General features: G+C 70.3%; 1 riboswitch.

The features are described 5' to 3' along the window. Positions 1–190: 190 nt before the first annotated feature. Positions 191–320: riboswitch (cobalamin riboswitch) on the top strand. Positions 321–421: the final 101 nt, after the last annotated feature.

The following is a 421-nucleotide window of genomic DNA, read 5'->3' as shown; positions in this document are numbered from 1 at the left end:
CTCCGCCCCCGGCCTCGGGGCAGTCCGCGAGGCCGATCAACCCGTCGCCCAGCCCGCCAGCGGGGTGAGAGGCAACCCGCGCGCGCCGATATTTTCGCAGGTCAATGTGGTGAGCGTGGTCGGGTGGGGGTGGGGTCCGCGTTGACCGGCGGCGCGGGGGTGTGGCAGCATTCGCAGCCTGACGGCAGTGAAGGAAGTCGGTGCGAATCCGACGCGGTCCCGCCACTGTCACCGGGGAGCGATCCCCCCTCGTGAGTCACGGCCGTGTGTCTGCGGTTGGAAGGCCGGGGGAGAGCGTCGATCCGGAAGCCAGGATACTTCGGCCGTCGGGACGTACCCCAGGGCGTGGACACCCGAGGAGGACCCGATGACGCATGGCGTCTCTGTGACCGACGATCACCGTCGCGAACCGAGCGGCGGA

The sequence above is a fragment of the Micromonospora sp. M51 genome (genome assembly GCF_018070305.1).
Taxonomy (GTDB): domain Bacteria; phylum Actinomycetota; class Actinomycetes; order Mycobacteriales; family Micromonosporaceae; genus Micromonospora; species Micromonospora parva.
This window is presented reverse-complemented; position numbering and strand designations above follow the sequence as displayed.